This window comes from Terriglobus sp. YAF25 (assembly GCF_052113305.1).
Classification (GTDB): Bacteria; Acidobacteriota; Terriglobia; order Terriglobales; family Acidobacteriaceae; genus Terriglobus.
In genome coordinates this window covers 1-6,440 of record NZ_JBFRCY010000350.1, presented here as the reverse complement: position 1 = coordinate 6,440, position 6,440 = coordinate 1, and the positions used below count along the sequence as shown (strand labels likewise).

At 58.5% G+C, this 6,440-nt stretch carries 4 protein-coding genes; 2 read left to right on the top strand and 2 right to left on the bottom strand.

All coding sequences use genetic code 11. From position 1 onward, the window contains the following. On the top strand, positions 1-813 hold an 813-nt coding region (locus AB4043_RS15225), incomplete at its 5' end, for a GGDEF domain-containing response regulator (RefSeq protein ID WP_442307429.1). Between the two features lie 21 nt (positions 814-834). Further along, positions 835-1,839 carry a sialidase family protein gene (locus AB4043_RS15220; RefSeq protein ID WP_442307428.1) on the top strand — a complete coding sequence of 335 codons (1,005 nt, stop codon included), beginning with the start codon at positions 835-837 and terminating at the stop codon, positions 1,837-1,839. A 48-nt stretch (positions 1,840-1,887) separates the two neighbouring features. Here AB4043_RS15220 and AB4043_RS15215 read toward each other — a convergent pair whose 3' ends face one another. Further along, the gene (locus tag AB4043_RS15215) at positions 1,888-2,760 is read right to left on the bottom strand and encodes a hypothetical protein (protein ID WP_442307427.1); all 873 of its coding nucleotides are present in this window, start codon (positions 2,758-2,760) and stop codon (positions 1,888-1,890) included. Positions 2,761-2,915: 155 nt separating this feature from the next. Continuing rightward, positions 2,916-6,230, bottom strand: a complete 3,315-nt coding sequence (locus AB4043_RS15210; protein WP_442307426.1) for a choice-of-anchor D domain-containing protein — start codon at positions 6,228-6,230, stop codon at positions 2,916-2,918. Between the last annotated feature and the right edge of the window lie 210 nt (positions 6,231-6,440).

Sequence of the window (6,440 nt, the reverse complement as noted above, 5' to 3'; positions counted from 1 at the left end):
CTGCTGGACTGGATGATGCCCGGCATCGACGGTCCCGAGGTCTGCAGGCAGCTTCGCGCTCGCCAGGAAGGGTCGTACGTTTACCTGACACTGCTTACCTCGCGCCAGGACCGCACCGACGTCATTCAGGGCCTGGAGGCGGGCGCGGATGACTACCTGACAAAGCCATGCAACTCAGACGAGCTGAAGGCTCGCCTGCGCACCGGCCTGCGGATTCTTATGCTCGAAGATAAGCTCGTCGAGGCCCGGGAAGAGATGCGCATGCGAGCCACACACGATGCCCTGACCGGTTTGCTGAACCGCGGGGCGGTGTTGAACTTCATGAAAGCCGAAATGGCCCGCTGCCGGCGCGAGCGCACACCGCTCTCGGTTCTGCTTTGCGATGTCGACCATTTCAAACAGGTCAACGACGCCCATGGACACCTGGTAGGCGATCAGGTCCTTCGTGAGCTGGCTCATCGCCTTAAGGAGGCTATCCGTCCGTTTGATGGAGTGGGCCGCTACGGCGGTGAGGAGTTTGTTGTGGTTCTGAGCGGCTGCGGAAGTGAGCAGCTTCGTCACCGCTCCGGCCACATTCTGGATGCGGTACGGTCAAAGCCGATCGAGACCTCCGCGGGGCCTCTGCACATCACCATCAGCATCGGTGCATTCACCATGGACAGCCCGGAATGGAGCGGCGACGTGGAGTTCCCCCTGGGCCGTGCGGATAGCGCTCTTTACCGGGCGAAGATGAACGGGCGCAACTGCGTTCATTTTGCCGATCATTTGTCGACAAATGATAGTGAACATGTAAGCCTTCCGACTGTATCCTGATACGCGGAGGTTTTAACTGCCTTGCGTCTGCGTCATCTGCTTTCCGCTGCCGTTCTTGTCGCCTCGTTTCTTCCAGCTGCTGCCCAAACCATTGGCGAGTTCATCTTTCAGCCGGGCTCGACCAGTTTTCCTGAGAGCCACGCCTCAACCATCGTGGAATTGAAAGACCACACGCTGATGGCCGCGTGGTTCGGCGGAGCCAGAGAGGGAGCGAACGACGTTGCCATCTGGGGAGCAGTCCGCAGCGCCTCCGGCTGGTCCAAACCCGTCGAACTGGCACGTGAGCCCAATACTCCCTGCTGGAACCCGGTGCTCTTTCATACGAAAGATGGAACACTCTGGCTCTACTACAAGTACGGCAAAGCGCCTGCGGAATGGGCAGCAGCGCGTATGTCCAGCAACGATGAAGGTAAGACCTGGTCAACGGTGGAGAAGCTGCCCGCCGGCCTGATCGGCCCGGTGCGCGCCAAGCCTCTCATCCTGGCCGATGGAACCATCGTCGCCGGCAGCTCGATTGAGAGCGCCGCGGGCTGGGCTGCGTGGATTGAACGCTCGACCGACAACGGCAAAACGTGGGCAAAGATCGGTCCTATTACCGTCCCGGACTCGCTCGACCTGCCGACTGCGGAGTCGAAGGCGGCGCAAGCGCTTGGGAATGTCGCCAAAGGAGAAGGCGTCGACGGAGCCGACGAAAAGCTCTATCCGCCGCCATCCACCAACATTGGCATCATCCAGCCGGCGATTGTGGATATGGGGAAGAAGCATCTTCGCCTGTACGCGCGCAGTCACAGCCAGGCGGCCCGCATCGCAGTAGCCGATTCGATGGATAACGGTGTTACCTGGACACAGGCGCGCTATATCGATCTGCCGAACCCCAGCTCCGGCATCGACGCCGTACGCCTGAGCGACGGCCGCATCGTAATGATCTACAGGGTATTCCTAACCCACCCTAGCGTTGCGAGCGTTCACCCCAGAGAACAAGTTCTCTGGGGACCCCGAGATGGGGCATCCGGCGAAGAAAAATGAGAGAAGCAGATTTCTCCGCTTCGCTGCGAAATGACAAACAAAAAAGCGCTACGCCGTGCGGCGCACACGCTTCACAGCGTCGGCCGCAGGCCGGCCAAGCTCCAGCACGGATTCCCTGAAGCACTCTTCCGCGATGCGGCAGAGCAGCAGCGATTGCTGCCAGCGATCGAACTCCTCACGTGCCTCTGCAACAATGCCTCGCGGAGGCAGCAATTCCGGCGCAAAGGTCAGGAAGGGCTGACGTGTTGTCTCTGATGTCAGGAACCCTCGAAACACGCGTCTCCAGAGAGCGCGGAAGTGTGCGATGCCGGGATGAATATCGATGTCGCCGCTTCCGAGGTTGACCTGCATCGTCTCAGAATCGCCGATACGGCCATGAAGAAAACGCACACTGCCGAGAAGATGCTGCAGAAACGCGACCTTCTCTTCAAAACCGCCAAAGACCATCTCCTGGCCGGTGTACCAGTGCGAGAAGTCTCCGTTGAACTCCAGCATCGGAAAGCGGCGGTGAAATGTCACGGCTCGCCACATATCCTGAAAGAGCGTTGCGCGCCGCGTCTCCACATAGAGCGGCACACTGTACTTGACGGAGGCGTTCAGCACAGCTTCAATCAGGCGCACAGCCACATCATCCTCTTCCAAACCTGTGCCGAGACCGACCGTAACACTTTCCAGACCGGCCAGCCGCGCCTCTGAGGCGAGACGAATGGCGTCGTGCGCACTTTTGATGTGGCCGGTACCGGCTGCTCCGAGACCAAGATTCAGCGCCTGTTCGAGCTCAGGCCCCTGCAGCGGATCGTGAAACTGCACGCCTTCGTAGCCCGCATCGCGAATAGCCTGCATGGCTCCATAGGGGAAGGGACCCATGCCGGGAAGTGCATAGACGGGGAAGTAGCAGCGGAGATGGCGTTGCGGGGTCAAAAGCGCATCCCTCCGGGAAGCGGTTGAGCGGGAATAGTACATCAGCCCGGTGACGGTTGCCTACGGAGAAGGGAGGAATTTTTCCTCATCGGAAAAAGAAAAAGGTGCGCCGGAAAGGCGCACCTTTTTTGATGATTCCGGCCTAATAAATTTTGTTATTGCACATTGAGGGTTACAACGACCGAGTGTGAAAGCGAGCCACTGGTTGAAGTCACCGTATAGGTGTAAGCCCCTGCGGGTGTTCCGAGAGGGTTGGCAGATGGCTTGTTGTCACCGCATCCGATCGCTGCGAAGGTTACGCCGAGCAGTACCAGCAACAGACCAGCCTGCCGCGCGAAGCGGCGTGTGCGTCCAGCAAACACCATCACGATGGCGCCAAATGTGATGCTCAGTGCTATGCCGATCCCAGAGCGGGAGCCAATCGCCACACCGCTCGCGACATTGCGCGTCGTCGTGGTGAAGGTCACGTTCTGTGTTGTCGTGCCGGTCAATGGGAAGTTGGCCGGCGTGTTGCACACCACACCCGGAGCGGGCTTCGTCAGCGCACAGCTAATACTGACCGTTCCGCTGAATCCGCCCATCGCTGTAAAGGTCAGCGGCAGCGTCGCCGTATCGCCAGCCGAAACCGTAAGCGAGACCGATGTACCAGAGCTTCCGGTGGAGGTGAAGTCGGTACCCGCGCCGCTGAGCTGGATCGTGAAGGTCTGTCCTCCATTGGTCTTCAACGTCAACGTTCCGGTACGCGTTCCAACTCCAGTCGGTGTAAAGGTCACGTTCACACCGCAGGTGCTGTTGATGGCCGCACCTGTGGTGTTGCAGGTGGTGGAGTAGGCAAAGTCTCCGGTGATGGTTCCGCTGGTCACCAGCAACGCCCCCTCACCGGTGTTGGTAAGAACGAGATTTTGACCAGCCGATGTCGACCCAAGATTGACTGCTCCAAAGCTCACCGAAGCAGGCGTGATGGTACCGCTCAGCACCGCCGATGGAAGCGTGAAGTAGCCGTTGACTGGATCGTGATCCGAGGCGCGGAAGGCAGTGGTCCCGTCCGCATAGTTCACCAGCGGCTGATCGGCATTGATATGAGCTACCTCAACGCGAGCTCCGCCGACCAGGTCCTGCGTTGCAACGATATGATCCAGCACCTGCGCGCTGCCGAACTCACTGTACGTCCAGCGCTCAGAGGCAGGACGCAACGTGATCAGATCCGTAGCAAACGGGTTGGTGATTGCTGTACCGGGCTGTACGACATGGTCCGGGGGAAGGATGCGTCCGGTCACCGTACCCAGCGTGTCCGTGTATGCATCGGAGAACTCGAAGGCGTTGTAGTCGCCCACCGAGATCACGTGCTCTCCGTTGACCTGCGCTGCCTGGATGATCTTCGCCAGCGACTCGGCCTGTAGCTCTTTCTTATAGCGGGTGTAGTTGCTCGCGTCCGAAATGCCAGAGAGCGAACGCAGATGATTGACGATCACCGTCACCGGGTAGTCCTTCACACCCGTGCCACGGCTGATGCCAGCCTTCAGTAGGAATGCAGGACGGTCATTCAGCGTCGTGGTGGAGTTATCGTCCGGGTTCTGGAAGGTCTCGTTCTGGCCCATCTGCTGCGTGCTGGTCACATGGACCTTGCTCGCCTTCACCAGGAAGCCGGTGGAGATGCCACCGATGTCCGAGGTGTAGGTGCTGGCGCTCGCCGAGACACCATAGCCAACATAACCGGGGTCGGCGATATTTAGCGTGGACGCCAGCGTCGAGATCTTCGCCGCGATAGCCTGAGCCACACCCTGGTTTTCGATCTCTTCCAGACCGACGATATCGGGCGTCTTCAGGTTCTGCAGAACACCCATCGCGATCTTGGTAATGCGCTTGTCGAAGGCGGTGGAGCTCAGGTTCACAGCCGATGAGGTCTTCACCGACTGCGAGACCGGATCGTAGTACTTGTTGTCGCTCGCGTCCGTATCGAACATGCGCTCGACGTTGTAGGTGGCCACCGTAAACTCGCTGGAACCCTGCGCGGAGACGGTGTAGGTCTTCGATGGAGCCGTGAGTGAAGGCGTATAGCTCTTGTCGACGAGAATGCGTGCCGGATCGTAGTACGAATCCGAGCTGTACGTCATATCGACAACCCCGGTCACATTGCTAACCACGGTGCCGGTCTCGAGATTGATCGCGCTTCCTCCCAGGAAGGTCGAATCCATCAACAGGCGCTCAGGGTTGTCATCGAAATGCGCAACGTTCGCTGGAGTGTTCGGCACAGCAGCATCGCGAATGTCGATGCCCGGCTCACGGAACGGACGAGGGTAATCCGGAAGAACTGCATAGAATTGGCCATTCGAACTTACCGTCGCTGAAGCCTCGGTAATGCTGCCGTCAGTGCCCGTGATCGCATTCAGCGTTGAGATAGCGATGCGCATGCCCTCATAGCGCGCCATCTGATAGATGCCGCCGCTGGGTGTGAGCATGGAAGCCGTCAGCGTGATCGGAGTCGGCAAAGCCTGTGAGGATGAAACCAGGGTAGCGGTCGATCCAGTAATTTCAGTAGCTGGAGTGTGGCTCGCGGTTGCGGCCGGATAGGTTGCAACTGTGCCCGTCACTGAAACCAGATTGCCGATGACTGCAACGGACGGTACTTTGCCAGAGCCGGTGAAGATGTAAACACCTTCCGGAGTAGATGGATCGTTATCAGCGGAAGAGTCAGGCGCCTGAATGAAGTAGCCTGCCGATCCCACTCCCGTCACAATGCCTGAGAGAATCACCTGCTGTCCGACATACGGTGAGACCGTCGTCGCATTCAGCGGCTTGCTCCCTTGCAGCGTATGAATCGSAACTGAGACAGGCGCCGGAGGTGGCGCGGTATTTCCTGAGTTATGCGGATTCGGCGCGCCGGACTGAAAATCAGCGCCGTTATTATCTGAGTCGTTTCTGATGTCGGTGCGAAGCGCCGCAGACGTATTTGACAGGGTTGGCGCAGCACCGGCGCCCTCATAACACACCGCCAAATTGCCGGTGGTGTTGCCATATCCAACGAGATCCAGAGATGAAGTGGGGCAGGCTCCACGCGCAGGGGCGGAAGCTGTCTTGGGAATAAGGGCGATGATACCTGCGCTGGATCCAAGTGAAGCGGAAGAGGTGGCATCTGGTGTCGGAAGTGAAGCGGTTCCACCGGAGCCCGCAGCGCCCTGAATCAGAAAATAGGAACCTGATGCAACCGTAAGGTTCGATCCTGTGAAGCTATAAACCGTCCACGTCGCGCCGGCTGAACCATAAAGCAGGTTGTAATTCGACAGATCGACACTGTTCGCTGTCGGGTTGAAAAGCTCGACAAAGTCGTTCTTCAACGTTGCGCCCGAATTGCCGCCGCCACCATAGACCTGGGAGATGACAACGTGGTTTGCCTGCGCCAGCAGGCTTGTCGCGGCAAACAAACACACAAAGACAGCGATGAATCGAGACAGAAGTTTCTTCAATGCCATAGACCTCTACGAAAATTGTTGGCAACAGGCGTGGGAAAATCCGGGCCTCCGTACGGCCCGGTAGAGTTTGGGGGAATTTCTTACTTTCGTGAAGTGTCTGTTCTAACGCCGCCCACGCAACTGGGCAAGAGAAATTTCCATAAAACCTGGAGAAGAGTTCTCCACTGTTAGTCAACTTGCCAACAGCCGGGCTGGGCGATAGCATCCAAG